Genomic DNA, 22727 nt, shown 5'->3' on the forward strand with positions numbered 1-22727 from the left:
CAGGGGCGCAAAGGGAAAAGATTGTAGCAAGTTCAGCGGCCGCGGTTGGTAAAGGTATGCAGGGCCCTTTCGATGCATTGCACGGTTTTGCCGAAGGCTTGCACGGTCACATCCGAGAACGGCCCGCCGCCCTGGTCCACCACCACCAGCATGATCACCCGGCCATTGCAGGTCAGCGAGCGCAGCAGCAGGTGCTCCCCGCGGAACAGGCTGCGTAGGCCCGGTGGCAGCAGCGCCGAAAACTGCGCGTTGTTGTCCGGGTTCAGGCGAACCTGGGCCTGCTGGGCCAGCAACCGTTGCACTATTTTGCTCTGGCTGATGGTAAAGCTCATGGCCGCGGCTTCTTTGGGCAGGCCGGCGGTCTGGTGTACGCGCACGCTGGTCTGGTTGCGGTCGGCCATCAGGATCATCACCCGGCGCATGCCACAGGCCACCAAGACGTCCCGTGCCGAGGTGGTCAGGTGCATGGCATTGCTGAAGGGGCTCGGTTCCACCAGCAGCGCGGAGCATTGCTTGCGCCACTGGCTCAGGTCCTCGGCGCTGGGTGTGGGGGCGGGCAGCAAACCGGGGTGGATGCGACGGCTGCCCCAGGGCCAGAGCAACGCCACGGCCGGATGCCAGAGGTCTGGCATGGCGTCATGACGGGCGCTGGTGACGGCTTGTTGGTGCAGCTGTTGCTGGACCTCATCCATCGGCATCTGCAGGTACAAACTGGTGAGGTATTGCCAGCGGGCACTGTGGGGGCCATCCCAGGCCTGTTGCGCCGAAAGTGCCAGGCCGTTGGCCAGCAACACGGTGTTGGCCGGTTGATTGAGCCAGCGCCGCAGGGTTGGGTCGTCGTCCAGGCGATTCTGCTGGCGCAGCGGGTGCTCGCTGTCCCGGGCGATGCGCAGAACCTGCACCAGCTCGCGGCGTTCGTTGAGCAGCAGGCGATAACCTTGCATCACCCAGATCGGCAGGCGCCAGGTCTCCACCAGCGCCAGGCAGATTTTCAGCAGGCTGACGCCGAACAATTCGCGCTCTACCTTGCGCGCGGGCTCGCGTTTGTGGACGACCCGCAATTCCCACTCCCCCAGTAACCGCGGGTGAGTCAAGGCCAGTGGCCAGAGCGGTGAGAGAAACAGCAGGCTGCCCCAGTGAATGTCCTGCCACAGCCGCGCCAGGCGGCTGGCAAAAAAGCCATTGGCCTGTTGCGTGGCGTGTTGGCTGATCAATTGCAGCTGGCGCAAGGCGATGGGGATTTCGAGCCCCGGCAACGACGGCAGGCGAGCGAGCAGTTCTTCGGTACGCTTGAGGCCGAGGCGGTTGATGGCCACTTCGAGATTTTCCGCAGGTTCTGCAAGGCTGCCATGGGTGTGATGGTTGGCCTCGCGGATGACGCTGAGGGCCAGGGCGGGGCTGTCCTGCATCAGTTCGGCGATGTCACGTAACGAGCGGCGGCTGTCGGCAATGGCCTTGCAGACCAGGTCATGGCTGGCCTGGGGCACCGGCAGATGCACGCCATCGAGCAGCTTCACCCAGCCTTCGAGGGTGGTCGGTCGTGGCGTTGGAACCTTCGTGTCGTTAGTCATGGCTGGACGTGATCATCGTATGAATTCTCTACGCCCGGAACGGGGCAAATTGGCTTTTCGCCAGAACAGCCTATAGTCTGGCGCAGTTTTGCCGATAAGTAGAAGAAGAGATTTTTCAGCTTCCGAATATGACCTTGAACCCGACTTAAATAAGTACTTTCTATCTATGGCTAAAATTATCGGCATCATCGTCGTGTTCGCGAGCGTGCTCGGCGGATACGTGCTTTCCCATGGCAAGATTGCCGCCCTGATCCAACCTTTCGAGGTCATGATCATCGGTGGCGCGGCCCTCGGTGCATTCCTGCAGGCCAACCCCGGCTACATGACGATGCACGTGCTCAAGAAATCCCTGGGCATGTTCAGTTCGCGCTTCAGCCACACCTTCTACCTTGAAGTGCTGGGCCTGATCTACGAAATCCTCAACAAGAGCCGCCGTGAAGGCATGATGGCGATCGAAGGCGATATCGAAGACGCTGCCGCCAGCCCGATTTTCGCCAAGTACCCTGCGGTACTCAAGGACGCTCGCATGACGGCGTTCATCTGTGATTACCTGCGCATCATGTCGTCCGGCAACATGGCACCCCATGAGCTCGAAGGCCTCTTCGACATGGAGCTGTACAGCCTCAAGGAAGACCTGGAACATCCATCCCACGCGGTCACCGGCGTCGCCGACGCCATGCCTGGCTTCGGTATCGTCGCGGCGGTATTGGGCATCGTGGTGACCATGGCGTCCCTGGGCGACGGCGACCAGAAATCCATCGGCTTGCACGTTGGTGCGGCACTGGTGGGTACCTTCTTCGGTATTTTGGCCGCGTACGGTTTCTTTGGTCCGTTGGCCACTTCCCTGGCCCATGACGCCAAGGAAGAGCTCAACGTCTACGAAGCCATCAAGGCTTCCCTGGTGGCCTCGGCCTCAGGCATGCCGCCATCGCTGGCGGTGGAGTTCGGTCGCAAGGTCCTCTACCCGGCGCACCGTCCAAGCTTCGCCGAGCTGGAACAAGCGGTTCGCGGTCGTTAGTGCTTTGCTTTGCAAATACGTTCCTTTTTTGGCGAGTGACTGTTGCTGCCAGACAAGGCGCCGCGACGAGTCATAGCCCGCTATGGCGAGGAGCGGCAACGTCGTATGGCAGCAACAGGCACCGTCAAAATGGAACAGTATTTGTGAAGCAGAGCACCTAGGTCATGGAAAATAACCAGCCGATTATCATCAAGCGCGTCAAGCGCATCGCCGCGGGGCATCACGGGGGCGCCTGGAAAATCGCCTTCGCCGACTTCGCGACGGCGATGATGGCGTTCTTCCTGGTGCTGTGGCTGCTGTCCACCGCGACGCCGGAACAGAAGATCGCCATCGCCGGTTACTTCAAGGACCCGGTGGGTTTTACTGAAAGCGGCACGCCGTACATCATCGACCTGGGCGGCTCACCGACCCTGGCGCCGGATACGACCCTCAACCCCGAAGTCAAATCCCAGCCCCAGCCCGACAAGGTGACGACGGACACCGAGCAGGTCGAAGGCATGGCCGAGCAAATCGAGCGCGAACGCCTGGAATTGTTGCTGCAGGAATTGCAGAACAAGGTCGAAGAGAACCCGCAACTGCAGAAATTCAAAGACCAGATCCTGTTCGAAATCACGCCGAACGGCTTGCGCATCCAGATCATGGACGCCGAGAACCGGCCGATGTTCGACTCGGGCAGCGCGCGCCTGAAGCCTTATTTCGAAGACATCCTGTTGGCCATGGCCGACACCATCAAGGCGGTGCCGAACAAGATCAGCATCAGCGGCCATACCGATGCCAAGCCCTTCATTGGCAAAGGCGATTTCGGTAACTGGGAGCTGTCCGCCAACCGCGCCAACGCGGCCCGTCGCGCCCTGGTGGCTGGCAGTTATCCGGATGAGCAGGTGGCGCGGGTGGTCGGTTATGCCTCCTCGGCGCTGTTCGACCGCAAGGACCCGTTCAACCCGGTCAACCGGCGTATCGATATCGTGGTGTTGACCAAGAAGGCCCAGCAGGCCATCGAAGGTTCGCAAACCGATGACCCGACGCCGGATCCGGCCCAGGGCGAGGGCGCGCCGGGTGAAGTGCCGGCCACGCCTGGGGCTGCGGTTGATCCAAGCGCCTTGCCGGCGGACCAGCAACCCGTGCCGGCCCACGAACTGCGCGAACGGCTGAACCTGTTCGACGACGCCGCGCCAAAACCGGCCACGCCGCCGGCGCAGTGACCCAATAAAAAAGCCGACATCATTGTCGGCTTTTTTGTGAGCCACTGTTCACTTGAGGCTTGCTTGCCTTTGTGGCGAGGGAGCTTGCTCCCGCTGGGCTGTGAAGCAGCCCCATCCAAGGTGAGTGTTTCGCACTCAAGCGGGAGCAAGCTCCCTCGCCACAAAGGCGTCCGGCCAACTCAGTAACTGCTTTCCGGCAAGCTGGCGATGATCGAGCGGTAGCTGTTCATCCGTTGCTGATGCACCCGACCTTCTTCCAGGGCCTTGAGCAGGGCGCAACCGGGTTCGCGGTCGTGCTTGCAGTCACGGAAGCGGCAGGTGCCGATCAGCTCGTTGAACTCGATGAACCCGGCTTCCACATCGGCCCGGCTGACGTGGCCCAGGCCGAACTCGCGGATGCCCGGTGAGTCGATCAATTCACCGCCGCCGGGGAAGTGGAACAGTCGCGCGGTGGTGGTGGTGTGGGTGCCCTGGCCGGACAGCTCGGACAACGGCCCGACGCGTGTCTCGACTTCCGGCAGCAGGCTGTTGACCAGCGATGACTTGCCGACGCCGGACTGGCCGACGAACACGCTGATGCGCCCGTCCAGTTGCTGTTGCAATTGCTCCATGCCGTTGCCGTGATGGGCCGAGACTTCCAGCACCGGGTAACCCAAATCCCGATAGACCGACAGCAGGGCGTTCAGCGCCGGGGCGTTGTGCTCGTCGATCAGGTCGAATTTGTTGAGCAGCAACAACGGACGGATGCCGGCGTGTTCGGCGGCCACCAGATAACGGTCGATCAGGTTGGCGTGGGGTTCGGGCAGCGGGGCGAACACGATGACGATCATGTCGACGTTGGCGGCCACGGGCTTGAGCTGGCCCCGGCTGTCCGGACGGCACAGTTCGGTGTGGCGCGGCAATTGCGCGACGATCACGCCGATGCCCTGGTTGCCGGCACGCCAGACGACCTGGTCGCCCGTCACCAGCGCCGGCAGGTTGGCGCGCAAGTGGCAGCGGAACACCTGGCCGGCCAGTTCGCCTTCCCGGGCCTCGACCTCGACCTGCACACCGAAGTGGGCAATGACCAGGCCGGTCTGTTCAGGGCCCAGGTCGCCACCCTCCAGGGCTTCGACAGCACTGGATTCGCGTTTGGCGGCGCGGGCGGCGCGCTCGCCCTGGATCTTTTCGATGCGCCAGTTCTGACGACGATTGAGTTGGCGTTTGGCCATGGGTGTTCCGTATGAAGAAATGCAGCGAATAGGGTAAAACGGCCGCGAGTTTAGCACGCCCAAGGGGCGGCCTAGGCTAAACTGCGTGGCTACGCCGAGGAGCTTCCCTATGCAAAACCCGCAGAACCTGATCTGGATCGACCTGGAAATGACCGGTCTGAACCCAGACACCGACGTCATCATCGAAATGGCCACCATCGTCACCGACAGCGACCTCAACACCCTGGCCGAAGGCCCGGTGATCGCGATCCATCACAGCGACGAGATCCTGGCCGGCATGGACGAGTGGAACACTCGCCAGCACGGCGGCTCGGGCCTGACCCAGCGGGTGCGCGAGAGCAAGATCAGCATGGCCGAGGCCGAAGCCCAGACCCTCGCCTTCCTGGAGCAGTGGGTGCCCAAGGGCAAGTCGCCGATCTGCGGCAACAGCATCTGCCAGGACCGTCGCTTCCTGTACACCCACATGAAATCCCTGGAAAGCTACTTCCATTACCGCAACCTGGACGTCTCCACCCTCAAGGAACTGGCCGCCCGCTGGGCGCCAGAAGTACGCGACAGCTTCCAGAAGGGCGGCAGCCACCTGGCCCTGGACGACATCCGCGAGTCCATTGCCGAGTTGCAGCATTACCGTAAGCACTTCATCAAGTTCTGATTGAAGCGCACGGCGTTCTTGTGGCGAGGGAGCTTGCTCCCTCGCCACAGGGGGGCGTTTGAACCTGGTGGCATGGCGCTCAGGCAGAGACGTTGGCGCGCCCTCTTTTGGTGCCTGCCCGAAATGGCTAGACTGCGCGCCTTTTCGTAAGGACCGCCATCATGTTGCTGATGCTTTATCTGATCGCCATCACCGCTGAAGCCATGACCGGCGCCTTGTCTGCCGGGCGTCGGGGCATGGACTGGTTCGGCGTGGTGCTGATCGCCTGTGTCACGGCGCTGGGTGGCGGCTCGGTGCGTGATGTGCTGCTCGGTCATTACCCGCTCACGTGGGTCAAACACCCCGAATACCTGGTGCTGACCACTACCGCAGCGATGTTGACGGTGTTCCTGGCGCGCTGGATGCGCCATTTGCGTTCATTGTTCCTGGTGCTCGACGCCGCGGGGCTGGTGGCGTTCACCCTGATCGGCTGCATGACGGCCCTGGAAATGGGCCATGGCATGCTGGTGGCTTCGGTCAGCGGGGTGATCACTGGGGTGTTCGGCGGTATTCTGCGGGACATCTTCTGCAACGATATTCCGCTGATCTTCCGTCGGGAGCTCTACGCCAGCGTTTCGTTTGCCGCGGCGTGGTGCTATCTGCTGTGCGTCTTCCTGCAGCTGCCGAGTGAGCAGGCGATCCTCATTACCTTGTTCGGTGGTTTCCTGCTGCGGCTCCTGGCGATTCGTTTTCACTGGGAAATGCCGAAGTTCGTCTACAACGACGAGGTTTGACGCTCGGCATGTTGCCGCAACGCCCACTCCACGTGCTCGCGCACCAGCTCCGACGGGTAGTCGCGTCGCGCCTCCAGCGCTTGCAGCACGGGAATCGTTGACGGCGCATTACCCAGGCCCACTGCCAGGTTGCGCAGCCAACGCTCGTAACCGGCGCGGCGCAGCGGCGAGCCTTCGGTGCTGCTGAGAAATTTGTCCTCGTCCCACATGAACAGCTCGGCCAGCCCGGCATTGTCCAGGTTGTGCCGTGGCTTGAAGTCGCTTTCCCCGGACGACCGGGCGAAGCGGTTCCATGGACAGACGATCTGGCAGTCATCGCAGCCGAACACCCGGTTGCCGATCAACGGCCGCAGTTCCTCAGGGATGGCGCTTTTCAGTTCGATGGTCAGGTAGGAAATGCAGCGGCGAGCATCGAGCACGTAGGGCCCGACGAAGGCATTCGTAGGACATATGTCCAGGCACGCGGTGCATTTTCCGCAATGTTCGCTGGCATGGGGCGGGTCCACCGGCAGCGGCAGGTCGACAAACAGCTCGCTCAGGAAGAAATAGCTGCCGGCCTTGCGGTTCAACACCAGGGTGTTTTTACCGATCCAGCCCAGGCCGGCCTGTTCAGCGATGGCTTTTTCCAGGACTGGAGCACTGTCGACGAAGGCGCGATAGCCGAAGGGGCCGATCACCGCCTGAATTTTTTCTGCCAGTTGCTGCACACGTTTACGGATMAATTTGTGGTAATCGCGGCCCAATGCATAACGCGAGACGTAGGCTTTCTCCGGTTGGCCGAGCATTTGCGCCATGTGCGTATCGCCCGACAGGTAGTCCATGCGCAGGGACACCACCCGCAGCGTACCTGGTACCAGTTCCTCGGGGTGCGAGCGTTTACTGCCGTGGGCGCCCATGTAGTCCATTTCGCCGTGGTACCCGGCATCGAGCCAGCGTTGCAGGTGCTGCTCATGCTCGGCAAGGTCCAGGCCGCTGATGCCGACCTGCTGGAAGCCCAGCTCGCGGCCCCACTCCTTGATGGATTGGGCGAGGGCGGGGAGGTCTGTGGGAATGGCAGGCATGAGGCGAGAGAAACCAGAGCTGAGATGCGTATAATTCTGCCAGACATCGGAGCCCGAAGACGCATGCCGCACACTAAAGATGATTTTCCCGACGCGCTGTACAGCGCCGCGCAGGTCCGGGCCCTCGACGCACAACTGATCGCGGCCGGCACCGCCGGTTTCGAATTGATGCAGCGCGCCGCCCGCGCCACCTGGCGAGCGATCGTCCGGCGCTGGCCTGACGCCCATGAGCTGACGGTGCTGGCCGGGCATGGCAACAACGCTGGCGATGGCTACCTGGTCGCGACCCTGGCCCGGCGCGCCGGCTGGTCGGTGCGGGTACTGACAGTGGGCGAGCCCCGACGCTTGCAGGGCGACGCCGCCAATGCCCACGCCGAGGCGGTGGCGGTGGGCGTGCCGATGGAGCCGTGGTCGGATGAGGTCGAGTTGCGCGGCGTGTTGCTGGATGCGCTGCTCGGCACGGGCTTGAGTGGTGATGTGCGCGAGCCTTATGTGCGGGCTATCGATACGATCAACGTCAGCGGTCTGCCGGTCGCGGCGGTGGATATCCCCTCGGGCTTGTGCGCCGATACCGGCCGGGTGCTGGGCACGGCGGTGGTGGCCGACCTCACCGTGACCTTTATTGGCTTGAAGCTGGGCCTGTTTACCGGCGAAGCGGCGGACCGGGTCGGTGAACTGGTGTTCAATGACCTGCACGCCGATCCAGATATTGTTGACGCGGCACCGGCCAGTGCCCGATTGCTCTCACCCCATAATCTGCCACGTCTGACGCCTCGCGCCGCCACGTCCCACAAAGGCAAGTTCGGTCACGTGCTGTTGATCGGTGGCGACCGGGGCTTTGGCGGCGCTATCCAGATGAGCGCCGAAAGCGCCCTGCGGTGCGGTGCGGGGATGGTTTCGATGGCGACCCGCAGCGAGCACGTAGCCGCCGCGCTGACGCGTTTGCCGGAAGTGATGGTGCAAGGCACCCATTCGGCGAACCAATTGATGGGCTTGCTCCAGCAGGCCAGCGTGCTGGTGGTCGGGCCGGGCTTGGGCCAGGCCGCGTGGGGACGCAGCCTGTTGTCGGCGGCGGCCAATGCGCCGCTGCCGCAAGTGTGGGATGCGGATGCGTTGAACTTGTTGAGCAGCGGCGAGGTTCGCCTGCCTGAACAGTGTGTCATCACCCCGCACCCGGGCGAGGCGGCGCGGTTGTTGGAGTTATCCACAGCCCAGGTGCAGGCCGACCGTCCGGCGGCGGCCCATGCATTGAGCCAGAAATACACCGCCACGGTGATCCTCAAGGGCGCCGGCAGCCTGATTGCCAGCCCGGACGGTCGCCTGGCGGTTTGCAGCCAGGGCCATCCGGCCATGGCCACGGCAGGCCTGGGGGATGTGCTGGCCGGTGTGGTCGGCGCCTTGCTGGCCCAGGGCATGGAGGGGTTCGAGGCCGCCTGCCTGGCGGTCTGGCTGCATGCCAATGCCGGTGCCCAGGCCGGTCGCTCGGGTCGTGGGGTGGCGGCCACCGATCTGATTTCGGTCATTCGTCAGTTGTTGGAGGAGCATTCACCGTGTCTGAAGTAACCCTGTACGTGGCGGACGAACAAGCCATGACACAATTTGGCGCCCGCATCGCGCAGATCACCGCCGGCCACGGCCTGATTTTTCTCGAAGGCGACCTCGGTGCGGGGAAAACCACCCTATCCCGTGGCATCATTCGCGGCCTCGGGCACGTCGGCTCCGTCAAGAGCCCTACGTTCACCCTGGTCGAGCCCTACGAGATCGGCGACATTCGCGCCTTCCATTTCGACCTGTATCGACTGGTGGATCCTGAGGAACTGGAATTCCTCGGTATTCGCGATTATTTCGAAGATGACGCCTTGTGTCTGATCGAATGGCCCCAGAAGGGTGCAGGCTTTTTGCCAAAGCCCGACCTGACCATTACCATTGGCGCGCAGAACGGCGGGCGTTCGCTGAAACTGACGCCGCAAGGCTCGCGTGGCGAGTCGTGGTGTGCCGCTTTGGCATTGGAAAACTAATTGATGATGGGGTTTGGTATGCGCTTTCGCGCGGTGGTTGCTGTCGTAGGACTGTTGCTTACGGCACTGGCCGTCGATGCTGTGGCCGAGACAAAGGTCAACAGCGTTCGCCTCTGGCGGGCGCCGGACAACACACGGCTGGTGTTCGACCTGACGGGCCCGGTGCAGCACAGCGTATTCACCCTGACCGCCCCGGATCGCCTGGTGATCGACATCAACGGCGCGTCCCTGGGCGCGCCATTGAACGTGGCGACGGCCAACACGCCGATTACCGCGATGCGTTCGGCCCAGCGTACGCCGACCGACCTGCGGGTGGTCATCGACCTGAAAAAAGCCGTGACCCCGAAAAGCTTCACCCTGGCCCCGAATGCCCAATACGGCAACCGGCTGGTGGTGGACCTGTTCGACAACCCGGCCGATGCGGCGCCACCTCCGCCGCCGCCGACCAATGTAGCCACGGTGCCAGCGGTGCCGGTGACCCCGACCGAACCTGCGCTCAAGCTGCCACCGGCCCCGGCTGGCAAGCGCGACATCATCGTGGTGATCGACGCCGGTCACGGCGGCGAAGACCCAGGCGCCTCGGGCTCGCGCGGGCAGCGTGAAAAAGACGTGGTGCTGTCCATCGCCCGCGAATTGCAGCGCCAGGTCAACGGCATGAAAGGCTTCCGCGCCGAACTGACCCGTACCGGCGACTACTTCATTCCCTTGCGTGGGCGTACCGAGATCGCCCGCAAGAAAGGCGCCGACCTGTTCGTCTCCATCCACGCCGACGCCGCGCCTTCGGCGGCTGCGTTCGGGGCCTCGGTGTTTGCCCTGTCCGACCGCGGTGCCACGTCCGAGACCGCCCGTTGGCTGGCCGACAGCGAAAACCGTTCCGACCTGATCGGCGGTGCCGGCAACGTCAGCCTCGATGACAAGGACCGGATGCTCGCCGGTGTATTGCTCGATTTGTCGATGACGGCCTCGTTGACCTCCAGCCTGAACGTCGGCCAGAAAGTCCTGAGCAACATCGGTCGCGTCACGCCGCTGCACAAGCAGCGCGTCGAGCAGGCCGGGTTCATGGTACTCAAGTCGCCGGATATCCCGTCGATCCTGGTGGAAACCGGCTTCATCTCCAACGCCAACGAAGCGTCCAAGCTGTCGTCTTCCAACCACCAGCAGGCGCTGGCCCGTTCCATCAGCAGCGGCGTGAGGCAGTTCTTCCAGCAGAACCCACCGCCAGGCACCTATATTGCCTGGCTGCGCGACTCCGGCAAGATCGCCCAAGGTCCGCGGGATCATCGGGTCAGCCCCGGCGAAACCCTGGCGATGATCGCCGTGCGTTACCAGGTGTCGCCCGCGACCTTGCGCAGCGCCAACAACCTCAAGAGCGACGAGCTCAAGATCGGCCAGACCCTGACCATTCCCGGTAATGACGTGGCGGTCCAGCAATGAGTGATGAAGTGATCGGCAGCAACGCTCGCATCGAACTGCTCAGCCCCCGGCTGGCGAACCAGATCGCCGCCGGTGAAGTGGTCGAGCGCCCGGCGTCGGTCATCAAGGAACTGCTGGAAAACAGCCTTGATTCCGGGGCCAAGCGCATCGACGTGGATGTCGAGCAGGGCGGCGTCAAGCTGCTGCGGGTCCGCGATGACGGTGGTGGTATTTCTTCCGACGACCTGCCGCTGGCCCTGGCGCGTCACGCCACCAGCAAGATCCGCGACCTGGAAGACCTCGAGCGGGTCATGAGCCTGGGGTTTCGGGGCGAGGCGCTGGCATCCATCAGTTCGGTGTCGCGCCTGACCCTTACCTCCCGCACCCGCGACGCCGAGCAGGCCTGGCAGGTCGAGACCGAGGGCCGGGACATGGCCTCCCGCGTGCAGCCTGCGGCCCATCCGGTGGGCACCTCGGTGGAAGTGCGCGACTTGTTCTTCAACACCCCGGCCCGGCGCAAGTTCCTCAAGGCCGAGAAGACTGAATTCGATCATCTGCAAGAAGTCATCAAGCGCCTGGCCCTGGCACGCTTTGATGTGGCGTTCCATTTGCGCCACAACGGCAAGACCATCCTCAGCCTGCACGAGGCCCACGATGATGCGGCCCGCGCCCGCCGTGTCGGCGCAGTGTGCGGCGCAGGTTTCCTGGAGCAGGCCTTGCCCATCGAGGTGGAGCGCAATGGCCTGCACCTGTGGGGTTGGGTCGGGTTGCCGACCTTTTCCCGCAGCCAGGCGGACTTGCAGTATTTCTACGTGAACGGCCGGGCGGTGCGCGACAAACTGGTGGCCCACGCGGTGCGCCAGGCTTATCGCGATGTGCTGTTCAATGGCCGGCATCCGACCTTCGTGCTGTTTTTCGAAGTCGATCCGGCCGTGGTCGACGTCAACGTGCACCCGACCAAGCATGAGGTGCGTTTCCGTGACGGGCGCATGGTCCACGACTTCCTCTACGGCACCCTGCACCGCGCCTTGGGCGATGTGCGTCCGGAAGATCAACTGGCGGCACCGGCGGCGGTAGGCGGCATGGTTCGGCCAACGGGGTTGGACGCTGGCGAATTCGGGCCGCAGGGCGAAATGCGCCTGGCGGCCAATGCACTGCTGGAGCAGCCCCAGCCTCAGCCGAGCTACAACACCGCCGGGAGCGGTGCCGGCAGCGGCTATCAATATCAATACACTCCGCGCCCGCAATCCAACGTGCCGGCAGCCGAGGCCCAGGCGGCCTATCGCGAGTTCTTCAAGCCCTTGCCGGACGCCGGAGCGGCGGCGATGCCCGACGGCCAAGGCGATATCCCGCCGCTGGGCTATGCCCTGGCGCAACTCAAAGGCATTTATATCCTCTCGGAAAATGCCCAGGGCCTGGTCCTGGTGGACATGCACGCCGCCCATGAGCGGATCATGTACGAGCGGCTGAAAATCGCCATGGCCAGCGAAGGCTTGAGCGGCCAGCCGCTGTTGGTGCCCGAATCCCTGGCCGTCAGCCAGCGCGAAGCCGATTGCGCCGAAGAGCATGTGGCCTGGTTCCAGCGCCTGGGCTTCGAACTGCAGCGCCTGGGCCCGGAAACCCTGGCGATCCGTCAGATCCCGGCCTTGTTGAAGCAGGCCGAGGCCAATCGCCTGGTCAGCGACGTGCTGGCGGACTTGATGGAATACGGCACCAGCGACCGCATCCAGGCGCACCTGAACGAATTGCTCGGCACCATGGCCTGCCACGGCGCGATCCGCGCCAACCGGCGCCTGGCCCTGCCGGAAATGAACGGCCTGCTGCGGGACATGGAAAACACCGAGCGCAGCGGTCAATGCAACCATGGCCGGCCGACCTGGACCCAATTGGGCCTGGACGACCTGGACAAACTGTTCCTGCGCGGTCGTTGATGAGCCAGTTGCCACCCGCGATTTTCCTGATGGGGCCGACCGCCGCCGGCAAGACCGACCTGGCCATCGAGTTGACCAAGGTCCTGCCCTGCGAGTTGATCAGCGTCGATTCGGCCCTGGTCTACCGGGGCATGGACATCGGCACCGCCAAGCCTTCGAAACAACTGCTGGCCGAATTTCCCCATCGCCTGATCGACATCCTCGACCCGGCCGAGGCTTATTCGGCGGCCGATTTCCGGCGTGACGCGCTCCAGGCCATGGCCGAGATCACCGCGCGGGGCAAGATCCCGCTGCTGGTGGGCGGCACAATGCTGTATTACAAGGCCTTGGTCGATGGGTTGGCGGACATGCCGGCAGCCGATCCCGAGGTGCGTGCGCAGATTGAAGAAGAGGCCGCGCGCCTTGGCTGGCAAGCCCTGCACGAGCAATTGGCGATCATCGATCCGGAATCGGCGGCGCGTATTCACCCCAATGACCCGCAGCGGCTCAGTCGGGCCCTGGAGGTTTATCGGGTCAGCGGCCAGAGCATGACGGCCCTGCGCCAGCGACAATCTGCGCAAAGTACTGAAGCAGCCGCTTCGGGACTGCAACAATTGCCCTATACTGTCGCGAATCTGGCCATCGCTCCGGCGAACCGGCAAGTGCTGCATCGGCGAATTGAACAAAGATTCACATTAATGTTGGAACAGGGGTTCATAGACGAGGTCGTAGCCCTGCGTGAGCGAAGTGACCTGCATGCCGGGTTGCCGTCTATACGTGCGGTAGGTTATCGACAAGTCTGGGATTACCTGGACGGCAAGCTGACGTCAGCCGAGATGCAGGAGCGTGGGATCATTGCCACGCGCCAATTGGCGAAACGCCAGTTCACCTGGCTGCGCAGCTGGACTGACTTGCATTGGCTCGACAGTCTCGATTGCGACAATCTGCCACGCGCCTTGAAATACCTTGGGACCATCTCCATATTGAGCTGAGTCCTTGCAATTGCCGTCTATCCTTGGGGGTGTGACGGCCCAAGCCATCTGATTCCGATTTTTATTATTGATCCTTAAAGGAGTGCGGCACATGTCAAAAGGGCATTCGCTACAAGACCCTTACTTGAACACTTTACGTAAAGAGAAAGTTGGGGTGTCCATCTATCTGGTCAACGGGATCAAACTGCAAGGCACGATCGAGTCTTTCGACCAGTTCGTCATCCTTCTGAAAAACACCGTCAGCCAAATGGTCTACAAGCACGCGATCTCGACAGTCGTGCCAGTTCGTCCGATTCGTCTGCCTAGCGCAACCGAATCCGAAGGCGGTGACGCTGAACCGGGTAACGCCTGATAGGAGCCTCCTTTGTTCTTTGAGCGCCACGGTGGTGGTGAACGGGCCATTCTCGTTCACTTGGATGGACAGGACCCTGAGGCGCGCGAAGATCCGCAGGAGTTTCAGGAATTGGCACTTTCGGCCGGCGCCGAGACCGTCGCGTTTTTCAACGTGCCGCGTCATCGGCCAACCGCCAAGTTCCTGATCGGCAGTGGCAAGGTCGAGGAGTTGCGCGACCTGGTCAAGGCCGAACAGGTCGATCTGGTGATTTTCAATCACATCCTCACGCCCAGTCAGGAGCGTAACCTCGAACGTGTCTTCGAGTGTCGCGTGATCGACCGTACGGGGCTGATTCTCGATATTTTCGCCCAGCGCGCCCGCACCCATGAAGGCAAGCTCCAGGTCGAACTGGCCCAGCTTGAGCACATGAGTACGCGGCTGGTTCGCGGCTGGACTCACCTTGAGCGGCAGAAGGGCGGTATCGGCCTGCGCGGCCCGGGTGAAACCCAGTTGGAAACCGACCGGCGCCTGTTGCGGGTGCGCCTGCGCCAGATCAAGGGGCGGTTGGAAAAGGTCCGCAGCCAGCGCGAGCAGTCGCGACGCGGCCGCAAGCGTGCGGATATCCCGACGGTTTCACTGGTGGGTTATACCAACGCCGGCAAATCGACCCTGTTCAATAACGTCACCCAATCCGACGTCTACGCCGCCGACCAATTGTTCGCCACGCTCGACCCGACCCTGCGTCGGCTCGACCTGGACGACCTCGGGCCGATCGTGCTGGCCGACACCGTGGGCTTCATCCGTCACCTGCCGCATAAACTGGTCGAGGCTTTCCGGGCTACGCTCGAAGAGTCGAGCAACTCCGACCTGCTGCTGCACGTGATCGATGCCGCCGAGCCGGACCGGATGCTGCAGATCGAGCAGGTGATGGTGGTGCTGGGCGAGATCGGAGCCCAGGACTTGCCGATCCTCGAGGTATACAACAAACTCGATTTGCTCGAAGGCGTGGAGCCGCAGATCCAGCGCGATGCCGACGGCAAGCCGCAACGGGTCTGGCTGTCGGCCCGTGATGGCACCGGCCTGGACCTGCTCAAGCAGGCTGTGGCCGAGCTGTTGGGCAACGATCTGTTTGTGGGCACCCTGAAGTTGCCGCAACGTTTCGCCCGGCTGCGAGCCCAGTTCTTTGAGCTGGGGGCCGTGCAAAAAGAAGAACACGACGACGAAGGCGTCTGCCTGCTGGCGGTTCGCCTGCCTCGGGCGGAGCTCAATCGGCTGGTCAGCCGCGAAGGGCTGCAACCGATGGAATTCATCGAGCAACACACTTTGCAATAAAAGCCTGAGAAAGCTGTGTCAGGCATTCTGTAGCATTGGTCGGCGCGCCGTGGGTGCGTCTTTGCTTTATCAGATGGAGAGCGCTATGGCTTGGAATGAGCCGGGTGGCAACTCGAATAATCAGGATCCTTGGGGTGGCAAGCGTCGTAACAACGGCGACCGCAAGGGGCCGCCGGATCTCGACGAGGCCTTCCGAAAGCTGCAGGAAAGCCTGAACGGTTTGTTCGGTGGTGGTAAAAAACGCGGTGACGAGGGTGGCGGTCGTCCGGGCAAGGGCGGCGGTTTCGGCCTGCTCGGCATCGGTCTGGTCGTGCTGGCGGCTGTCTGGCTGTACAGCGCGGTCTATGTCGTGGACGAGCAGGAGCAGGCCGTGGTGCTGCGCTTCGGCAAGTACTACGAGACGGTTGGGCCGGGCCTGAATATCTATTTCCCGCCGATCGACCAGAAGTACCTGGAAAACGTCACGCGTGAGCGGGCGTACACCAAGCAGGGCCAGATGCTGACCGAAGACGAGAACATCGTCGAAGTGCCGCTGACCGTGCAATACAAGATCACCAACCTGCAGGACTTCGTGCTGAACGTCGACCAGCCGGAAACCAGCCTGCAGCACGCGACCGAAAGTGCCTTGCGCCATGTGGTGGGTTCCACCGCCATGGACCAGGTGCTGACCGAAGGTCGTGAACTGATGGCCAGCGAAATCAAGGAGCGCCTGCAGCGGTTCCTCGACACCTATCGCACCGGTATCACCGTCACCCAGGTCAACGTCCAGAGCGCGGCAGCCCCGCGTGAGGTCCAGGAGGCCTTCGACGACGTGATCCGTGCCCGTGAAGACGAGCAGCGTTCGCGCAACCAGGCCGAAACCTATGCCAACGGCGTTGTACCGGAAGCCCGTGGTCAGGCCCAGCGCATCATCGAGGATGCCAACGGTTACCGTGACGAAGTGGTCTCCCGCGCCAAGGGTGAGGCCGATCGCTTCACCAAGCTGGTGGCTGAATATCGCAAGGCTCCAGAAGTCACCCGTGAGCGTCTGTACCTGGACACCATGCAGGAAGTCTTCAGCAACACCAGCAAGGTCCTCGTGACCGGCAACAAGAACGGCCAGAGCAATCTGCTGTACCTGCCGCTGGACAAGATGGTCGAGAGCGGGCGCAACACCAGCACGCCGGCGACCAGTTCGGCGGCCGCCAGCAATGAAACCAATGCTCGTGCGGCGGCGGACCTGCAGCAACAGCAAGCACGTACCAGGGAGAGTCGCTGATGAGCAATAAATCGCTGATCGCCCTTATTGTCGGTGTCGTCGTGGCGATCGCTGCCTGGAACTGCTTCTACATCGTGGCTCAGACCGAGCGCGCGGTGTTGCTGCAATTCGGTCGCGTGGTTCAGCCTGATGTCCAGCCGGGTCTGCATGTGAAGGTGCCGTACGTCAACAAGGTGCGCAAGTTCGACGGCCGCCTGATGACGCTGGATGCGCCGACGCAACGCTTCCTGACGCTGGAAAAGAAAGCCGTGATGGTGGATGCCTATGCCAAGTGGCGCGTGAAGGATGCCGAGCGCTTCTACACCGCGACCTCGGGCCTGAAGCAGATCGCCGACGAGCGTCTGTCCCGTCGTCTGGAATCGGGCCTGCGTGACCAGTTCGGTAAGCGCACGCTGCATGAAGTGGTGTCCGGTGAGCGTGATGCGCTCATGGCCGACATCACCCGTTCGCTGAACACGATGGCGGAAAAAGAGCTGGGTATCGAAGTGGTCGATGTCCGGGTCAAGGCCATCGACCTGCCGAAGGAAGTGAACCGCAGCGTGTTCGAGCGGATGAGCACCGAGCGTGAGCGTGAAGCCCGCGAGCACCGCGCCAAGGGTAACGAGCTGGCCGAGGGCATTCGTGCCGACGCCGATCGTCAACGCCGTGTGTTGCTGGCCGAAGCCTATCGTGAATCGGAAGAGGTCCGTGGTGATGGTGATGCCCAGTCCGCTGCGATCTACTCCAAGGCTTATGGTCAGGATCAGGAGTTCTACGCGTTCTACCGTAGCCTGCGTGCCTACCGTGAAAGCTTTGCGAACAAATCCGACGTCATGGTCCTGGACCCAAGCAGTGACTTCTTCCGCTACCTGGAAAAGGCCAAGCCTTGATGCGACGTTGACCTGAGGCACTCCGCCCGGCGGCTAAAGCGTCGGGCGGGGTGATCCTTTGGGAAAACGTGTGTATGATGCGGCAGCCGGGAAATTCCCGGCTTTTTTGCGTCTGCACGTTCGATTGCGGTTCACAGGTGCAGGCGTCGGGTTGAAAGACTCGACAGGTTTTTCGAGGGAAGTGCTGGGCGAGGCCGATTGCGGGCCATTCGTCACGTCGCTCTTGCGCGCTTTTCGCCCAGGATGCGCGCCTGGCGCAGGCATTTTCTGCTTCACTCAAGGCCAGCCCGAAAGCTGGCCGCCCGGACCATAGGGGAATGGCGTAATGGCAACGGTAGACCGCTGGCTGCTGCCAGATGGCATCGAAGAAGTACTGCCACCGGAAGCTGCGCGTATCGAAGTAGCGCGTCGGCAGGTGTTGGATCTGTTCCAGAGTTGGGGTTACGAGTTCGTCGTTACCCCGCATATCGAGTACCTGGAATCCCTGCTCACTGGCGCGGGCCAGGACCTGGACCTGCGCACCTTCAAGGTTATCGACCCGCAGTCGGGCCGGCAGATGGGCTTTCGTGCCGACATCACGCCGCAAGTGGCGCGCATCGACGCCCACACCCTGCGCCGTGAAGGTCCGAGCCGCCTGTGCTACGCCGGCAGTGTGCTGCATGCCCAGCCGCGTGCCTTGTCGTCTTCGCGCAGCCCGATCCAGCTGGGCGCCGAGTTGTATGGCGACGCCAGTCCGAGCAGCGACGTAGAAGTCATCAGCCTGATGTTGGCCATGCTGCAACTGGCTGACGTGCCGGATGTCCATATGGATCTGGGGCATGTCGGCATCTATCGCGGCCTGGCCCGTGCGGCCGGTTTGTCCGGCGAAGTGGAGCAACAGCTGTTCGATGCCCTGCAACGCAAGGCCATCGACGAAGTCATCAGCCTGACCGAGGGCCTGCCGGCCGATCTGTCGGAGATGCTGCGGGCGCTGGTGGGCCTGTGTGGCGGACGTGAAGTATTGGCCGCTGCCCGTGAACGCCTGGCTCACGCGCCGGCGCCTGTGTTGGCGGCGCTGGACGACTTGTTGGCGATTGCCGAGCGTCTGTCGGTGCGTTTCCCCGAGTTGCCGCTGTATTTCGACCTGGGTGAATTGCGCGGTTATCACTACCACACGGGTGTCGTCTTTGCCGTGTTCGTCCCGGGCGTGGGCCAGTCCATCGCCCAGGGCGGCCGTTATGACGACATCGGTGCCGACTTTGGTCGTGCTCGTCCGGCGACCGGTTTCTCTACCGATTTGAAAACCCTGGTGACCCTGGGGCGTGCTGAAGTCGAGCTACCGTCTGGCGGTATCTGGATGCCTGACAGTACGGATGCGGCACTCTGGCAAGCAGTCTGCCAGTTGCGCAGTGAGGGTCAGCGTGTCGTCCAGGCTTTGCCTGGGCAACCTTTGGCCGCCGCCCGTGAAGCGGACTGCGACCGGCAATTGATTCAGCAGAACGGGCTTTGGCAAGTATTGCCGCTGGCTTCTTGAGTTTTCCTGCCGGCTGCGGCCGGCACCAAGTTTGCGCGAATGAGGACAAGTGTTATGGGTAAGAATGTCGTAGTCCTGGGCACCCAGTGGGGTGATGAGGGCAAAGGCAAGATCGTTGATCTGCTGACCGAACATGCTGCCGCCGTAGTGCGCTACCAGGGTGGCCACAACGCAGGTCACACCTTGGTGATCGACGGTGAAAAAACCGTCCTGCACCTGATTCCGTCGGGCGTGCTGCGCGAAGGCGTCCAGTGCCTGATCGGCAACGGTGTGGTGGTTGCTCCCGACGCCTTGCTGCGGGAAATCATCAAGCTGGAAGAAAAAGGCGTACCGGTGCGCGAGCGCCTGCGTATCAGCCCGTCCTGCCCGCTGATCCTGTCCTATCACGTCGCGCTGGACCAGGCCCGTGAAAAGGCCCGTGGCGAGCTGAAGATCGGCACCACCGGTCGCGGTATCGGCCCGGCCTACGAAGATAAAGTAGCCCGTCGTGGCCTGCGCATCGGTGACCTGTTCCACCGTGAGCGTTTCGCCGCCAAGCTGGGCGAGTTGCTGGACTACCACAACTTTGTCCTGGTCAATTACTACAAAGAGCCGGCCATCGACTTCCAGAAAACCCTGGACGAGTGCATGGAGTACGCCGAGCTGCTCAAGCCGATGATGCTCGACGTCACTGCCGAGCTGCACGAGCTGCGTCGCGCTGGCAAAGACATCATGTTCGAAGGTGCCCAGGGTTCGCTGCTGGACATCGACCACGGGACCTACCCGTACGTCACCAGCTCCAACACCACCGCCGGCGGCATCGCCACGGGTTCGGGCTTCGGTCCGATGTACCTGGACTACATCCTGGGTATCACCAAGGCCTACACCACTCGCGTGGGTTCGGGTCCGTTCCCGACTGAGCTGTTCGACGACGTCGGTGCCTTCCTGGCCAAGCGTGGCCACGAATTCGGCGCTACCACCGGCCGTGCCCGTCGTTGCGGTTGGTTCGATGCCGTCATCCTGCGTCGCGCCATCGACGTCAACAGCATCTCGGGCCTGTGCCTGACCAAGTTGGACGTGCTGGACGGCCTGGAAACCATCAACATCTGCGTGGGCTACAAGAACCAGGACGGCGCCGTCATCGACGCACCGACCGACGCCGACAGCTACATCGGCCTGGAGCCGGTGTACGAGCAGATGCCAGGCTGGACCGAATCGACCGTGGGCGCCAAGACCCTGGAAGAGCTGCCAGTGGCGGCCCGCAACTACATCAAGCGTGTCGAAGAGTTGGTCGGTGCGCCGATCGACATTATTTCGACGGGGCCGGACCGCAACGAAACCATCGTTCTGCGTCACCCATTTGCCTGATAAGTCGTTGATGTAAAAAACAAAGGCCCCTCGTTTGGGGCCTTTGTCGTATCTGCCTGCCGAACGGCACGACCTTTGCTATGCATCGTTAACAATAAGTGCTTCTTTGAAGTGCCATCAATTTAATGGCGTTTAGTAGAGGGATTCCCCTGTGTCGGCCGTTCTCTCACTGTTACAAAGCCGTCTACTGCGGCCTGTTTTCGTTACCCTGGGTATCGCCCTTTTGGTGCAGGTGCTCGTGGCCGTCGCGCTGACCCGAAGCACGGTCACCGCGCTGGAGGCCGAGCTAGGGGCCCGGCTGGGGGGTGATAGTCAGAAATTGTCTGGCGAGCTGGAGCAGGCCGGACGCGAGGTCACCTCAAGCCTGGACAGTTTGTCTGCCAGCACTCGTCAGCGCCTCACCGCCGGTTTATCGACGCGCCTGAAGGACGAGCAGGCGCAGTTGCGCACGACACTCGAGAAATCGCTCAAGGATTCCGCCAACGATATGGCGCAACTCCTGGCCTCGGTCGCGCCCCGCGCCATGTGGGACAGCGACATACCGACCCTTTCCGAATTCGCCCGCCGGGCCCAGCGCAACCCTAATGTGTTGTTCGTTATTTATGACGACGCCAGTGGTGAGCACCTGACTCGCTACCTGAACCGGGAAAACCCGATCAACAAGGCGCTGCTGGAAAAAGGCAAGGGCGAGCGGGCGTTGGACAAAGTGCTGGATGCGGCGAAGAGCGACCCCTCGGTGTATTACCTCGAAGCCTCGATCAGCCCCAACGGCGTAGAGATTGGTAAAGTATTGATGGGCGTTTCCACGGCTTCCGTTGAAGCTGACCTGAAGGCGTTGGACCAGCGCTTCTCGGCCTTGATCGCCAGCAGCGATCAGTTGGTCGGTGACAGCCTCAAGGGGGCGGCGGCCGACAGTGCCACCGCCATGCGCGGTCGTCTGGAATCGGCCCAGGCCACCGCCACGCAGATGCAGACCAATACCTCTAGCACCGTGCAGGAAGCTGCCGGCACATTGCGCTGGCGCATTGGCCTGGGCCTGGCGCTGGTGGGCTTCGGCGTGCTGGTGCTGCTGGCCGTGGTGCTGGGGCGTCGGGTGGTCAATCGCTTGAAGTTGCTTATTGCGGCCATGAACGACCTGGCGGCAGGCGAGGGTGACCTGACCAAGCGCGTGCAAATCAACAGCAAGGACGAAATCGGCGACATGGCGTCAGCGGTCAATCGCTTTGTGGATAAGTTGCAACCCATCGTGCGCGAGGCGGGCGATGTGGCCCAGCGTACCGGTGTGGAAATCGGTGCGATGACTTTGCGTAACTCCGGTGCCGATGCGGCGGCCGGGATGCAGCGTGATGAGGTGGCCGAGAGCCTGCGTGCGCTGTCGCAAATGGCGGATGAGGCTCAATCGGAAAGCCAGGCGATGCAGGCGGCTTTGCGGCAGGTCGTGGAGATCCGTCAGGCCACCGATGAAAACACCCGCACTTCGGCCAAGGTCAGTGGCTTGATCGAGGCGTTGGCCGGGCAGGTAGACACTGGGGCGAAAGTGATCGAGCGGCTGGCGCAGCAGAGCGAGCAGATCGAAGTGGTGCTGACGGTGATTCACGGCATCGCCGAGCAGACCAACTTGTTGGCCTTGAACGCGGCCATCGAGGCGGCGCGGGCCGGGGAAACCGGGCGCGGGTTTGCGGTGGTGGCGGATGAGGTGCGGGCCCTGGCGAGCAAGACCCAAAGCTCAACGGGCGATATCCAGGCGCATATCGTGGCCTTGCAGCAGGGCGCTCGCGAGGCGGTGGCCGCTATCGGCCAGGCCGGGCGCCAGGCCAGCGAAGGCCTGTTGGTGCTGCGAGACAGCGCGCGGTTGCAGCAGTCGGTGCAGGCGTCCGTAGAGCAGGTGCATGCGGCCATCGGCCTGGCGACTCAGGCCGCGGCTCATCAGGCCCAGGGCGCGCAAGCGGTGCGCGGGCGGGTGGAAACCATCCATGCCCAGGCCGAGAAGGCGGCCCAGGCCGTGGTCGAGACCACGGCCAGCGGCAAGGTGCTCGATGGTCTGGCGGCGCAGTTGAAGGCGAGTTTGGGGCAGTTCCGGGCCTGATCTGGCGGCGGGTACCTTTGTGGGAGCGAGCTTGCTCGCGATGGCGGTCTGATTGAGTACATATCCATTGCTGCGGTAACGGCCACTTAGGGTTCCGCCCTGACGGCGGCTCACTTTTGAAAAGCGCAAAAGTAAGCAAAACGCTTTTGCCCCACCACTCGGTGCCT

Annotated in this window: 19 protein-coding genes; 16 read left to right on the forward strand and 3 right to left on the reverse strand. The window is 62.7% G+C overall.

Features of this window, described 5'->3' with window-relative positions:
• Positions 1–32 precede the first annotated feature (32 nt).
• Positions 33–1571 carry an HDOD domain-containing protein gene (locus tag AB4Z20_RS25100; RefSeq protein ID WP_253471237.1) on the reverse strand — a complete coding sequence of 513 codons (1539 nt, stop codon included), beginning with the start codon at positions 1569–1571 and terminating at the stop codon, positions 33–35.
• A 166-nt stretch (positions 1572–1737) separates the two neighbouring features.
• On the opposite strand from AB4Z20_RS25100, the gene motA reads away from it, so the two are divergent.
• Together motA and motB are read left to right on the forward strand one after the other, a co-directional pair.
• On the forward strand, positions 1738–2589 hold the full coding sequence (gene motA / locus AB4Z20_RS25105) for a flagellar motor stator protein MotA (RefSeq protein ID WP_214511456.1): 852 nt from the start codon (positions 1738–1740) through the stop codon (positions 2587–2589).
• Between the two features lie 164 nt (positions 2590–2753).
• Positions 2754–3791 carry a flagellar motor protein MotB gene (gene motB, locus AB4Z20_RS25110; protein WP_442090825.1) on the forward strand — a complete coding sequence of 346 codons (1038 nt, stop codon included), beginning with the start codon at positions 2754–2756 and terminating at the stop codon, positions 3789–3791.
• A 179-nt stretch (positions 3792–3970) separates the two neighbouring features.
• On the opposite strand, the gene rsgA is transcribed toward motB, so the two are convergent.
• A complete protein-coding gene (gene rsgA, locus AB4Z20_RS25115; protein WP_014336294.1) occupies positions 3971–5002 on the reverse strand; it encodes a small ribosomal subunit biogenesis GTPase RsgA in 1032 nt (343 codons plus the stop codon).
• A gap of 109 nt (positions 5003–5111) precedes the next feature.
• On the opposite strand from rsgA, the gene orn reads away from it, so the two are divergent.
• Both orn and AB4Z20_RS25125 read left to right on the forward strand, forming a co-directional pair.
• The gene (orn, locus tag AB4Z20_RS25120; protein WP_024618862.1) at positions 5112–5654 is read left to right on the forward strand and encodes an oligoribonuclease; all 543 of its coding nucleotides are present in this window, start codon (positions 5112–5114) and stop codon (positions 5652–5654) included.
• Between the two features lie 158 nt (positions 5655–5812).
• Positions 5813–6427, forward strand: coding sequence for a trimeric intracellular cation channel family protein (locus AB4Z20_RS25125; protein ID WP_253478387.1), 615 nt, complete (start codon positions 5813–5815; stop codon positions 6425–6427).
• Here the strand turns inward: AB4Z20_RS25125 and queG are convergent.
• Entirely contained in the window at positions 6409–7488 is a 1080-nt protein-coding gene (queG, locus tag AB4Z20_RS25130; protein WP_442090827.1) for a tRNA epoxyqueuosine(34) reductase QueG, read from the reverse strand. The genes AB4Z20_RS25125 and queG overlap by 19 nt on opposite strands.
• 63 nt (positions 7489–7551) lie before the next feature.
• Between queG and AB4Z20_RS25135 the strand changes: the two genes are divergently transcribed.
• The 12 genes from AB4Z20_RS25135 to AB4Z20_RS25190 all read left to right on the forward strand — a co-directional run bounded on the left by AB4Z20_RS25135 (position 7552) and on the right by AB4Z20_RS25190 (position 22560).
• Entirely contained in the window at positions 7552–9051 is a 1500-nt protein-coding gene (locus AB4Z20_RS25135) for an NAD(P)H-hydrate dehydratase (RefSeq protein ID WP_442090829.1), read from the forward strand.
• The gene (tsaE, locus tag AB4Z20_RS25140; protein ID WP_003197219.1) at positions 9039–9506 is read left to right on the forward strand and encodes a tRNA (adenosine(37)-N6)-threonylcarbamoyltransferase complex ATPase subunit type 1 TsaE; all 468 of its coding nucleotides are present in this window, start codon (positions 9039–9041) and stop codon (positions 9504–9506) included. The genes AB4Z20_RS25135 and tsaE overlap by 13 nt, the downstream gene beginning before the upstream one ends.
• Positions 9507–9509: 3 nt before the next feature.
• Positions 9510–10940 carry an N-acetylmuramoyl-L-alanine amidase gene (locus AB4Z20_RS25145; protein WP_013692130.1) on the forward strand — a complete coding sequence of 477 codons (1431 nt, stop codon included), beginning with the start codon at positions 9510–9512 and terminating at the stop codon, positions 10938–10940.
• Positions 10937–12850 (forward strand): DNA mismatch repair endonuclease MutL, encoded by a 1914-nt coding sequence (gene mutL, locus AB4Z20_RS25150; RefSeq protein ID WP_214511452.1) that lies wholly within the window; start codon positions 10937–10939, stop codon positions 12848–12850. The genes AB4Z20_RS25145 and mutL overlap by 4 nt, the downstream gene beginning before the upstream one ends.
• Positions 12850–13821: a tRNA (adenosine(37)-N6)-dimethylallyltransferase MiaA gene (gene miaA, locus AB4Z20_RS25155; protein ID WP_214511451.1), complete on the forward strand. Its 972-nt coding sequence runs from the start codon at positions 12850–12852 to the stop codon at positions 13819–13821. The genes mutL and miaA overlap by 1 nt, the downstream gene beginning before the upstream one ends.
• Before the next feature lie 91 nt (positions 13822–13912).
• Complete coding sequence (gene hfq, locus AB4Z20_RS25160) at positions 13913–14173, forward strand: RNA chaperone Hfq (protein WP_003186419.1); 261 nt, start codon at positions 13913–13915, stop codon at positions 14171–14173.
• A 12-nt stretch (positions 14174–14185) separates the two neighbouring features.
• Complete coding sequence (gene hflX, locus AB4Z20_RS25165; RefSeq protein ID WP_003197227.1) at positions 14186–15487, forward strand: ribosome rescue GTPase HflX; 1302 nt, start codon at positions 14186–14188, stop codon at positions 15485–15487.
• A gap of 85 nt (positions 15488–15572) precedes the next feature.
• Positions 15573–16745 (forward strand): FtsH protease activity modulator HflK, encoded by a 1173-nt coding sequence (hflK, locus tag AB4Z20_RS25170; protein WP_214511450.1) that lies wholly within the window; start codon positions 15573–15575, stop codon positions 16743–16745.
• On the forward strand, positions 16745–17614 hold the full coding sequence (hflC, locus tag AB4Z20_RS25175; protein ID WP_253471242.1) for a protease modulator HflC: 870 nt from the start codon (positions 16745–16747) through the stop codon (positions 17612–17614). The genes hflK and hflC overlap by 1 nt, the downstream gene beginning before the upstream one ends.
• Positions 17615–17939: 325 nt before the next feature.
• Positions 17940–19127, forward strand: coding sequence for an ATP phosphoribosyltransferase regulatory subunit (locus tag AB4Z20_RS25180; RefSeq protein ID WP_253471244.1), 1188 nt, complete (start codon positions 17940–17942; stop codon positions 19125–19127).
• A 54-nt stretch (positions 19128–19181) separates the two neighbouring features.
• A complete protein-coding gene (locus AB4Z20_RS25185) occupies positions 19182–20474 on the forward strand; it encodes an adenylosuccinate synthase (RefSeq protein WP_003186407.1) in 1293 nt (430 codons plus the stop codon).
• Between the two features lie 151 nt (positions 20475–20625).
• Positions 20626–22560, forward strand: a complete 1935-nt coding sequence (locus AB4Z20_RS25190) for a methyl-accepting chemotaxis protein (RefSeq protein WP_253471246.1) — start codon at positions 20626–20628, stop codon at positions 22558–22560.
• The last annotated feature ends 167 nt before the right edge of the window (positions 22561–22727 follow it).

It is taken from the genome of Pseudomonas sp. KB_12 (genome assembly GCF_052114545.1).
In the GTDB taxonomy this organism is placed as follows: domain Bacteria; phylum Pseudomonadota; class Gammaproteobacteria; order Pseudomonadales; family Pseudomonadaceae; genus Aquipseudomonas; species Aquipseudomonas brassicacearum.

Coding starts and splice junctions, on each gene's coding strand:
- AB4Z20_RS25100 (WP_253471237.1), bottom strand. CDS start 1,571: ATGACTAACGACACGAAGGTTCCAACGCCACGACCGACCACCCTCGAA.
- motA (WP_214511456.1), top strand. CDS start 1,738: ATGGCTAAAATTATCGGCATCATCGTCGTGTTCGCGAGCGTGCTCGGC.
- motB (WP_442090825.1), top strand. CDS start 2,754: ATGGAAAATAACCAGCCGATTATCATCAAGCGCGTCAAGCGCATCGCC.
- rsgA (WP_014336294.1), bottom strand. CDS start 5,002: ATGGCCAAACGCCAACTCAATCGTCGTCAGAACTGGCGCATCGAAAAG.
- orn (WP_024618862.1), top strand. CDS start 5,112: ATGCAAAACCCGCAGAACCTGATCTGGATCGACCTGGAAATGACCGGT.
- AB4Z20_RS25135 (WP_442090829.1), top strand. CDS start 7,552: ATGCCGCACACTAAAGATGATTTTCCCGACGCGCTGTACAGCGCCGCG.
- AB4Z20_RS25145 (WP_013692130.1), top strand. CDS start 9,510: ATGATGGGGTTTGGTATGCGCTTTCGCGCGGTGGTTGCTGTCGTAGGA.
- mutL (WP_214511452.1), top strand. CDS start 10,937: ATGAGTGATGAAGTGATCGGCAGCAACGCTCGCATCGAACTGCTCAGC.
- miaA (WP_214511451.1), top strand. CDS start 12,850: ATGAGCCAGTTGCCACCCGCGATTTTCCTGATGGGGCCGACCGCCGCC.
- hfq (WP_003186419.1), top strand. CDS start 13,913: ATGTCAAAAGGGCATTCGCTACAAGACCCTTACTTGAACACTTTACGT.
- hflK (WP_214511450.1), top strand. CDS start 15,573: ATGGCTTGGAATGAGCCGGGTGGCAACTCGAATAATCAGGATCCTTGG.
- hflC (WP_253471242.1), top strand. CDS start 16,745: ATGAGCAATAAATCGCTGATCGCCCTTATTGTCGGTGTCGTCGTGGCG.
- AB4Z20_RS25180 (WP_253471244.1), top strand. CDS start 17,940: ATGGCAACGGTAGACCGCTGGCTGCTGCCAGATGGCATCGAAGAAGTA.
- AB4Z20_RS25185 (WP_003186407.1), top strand. CDS start 19,182: ATGGGTAAGAATGTCGTAGTCCTGGGCACCCAGTGGGGTGATGAGGGC.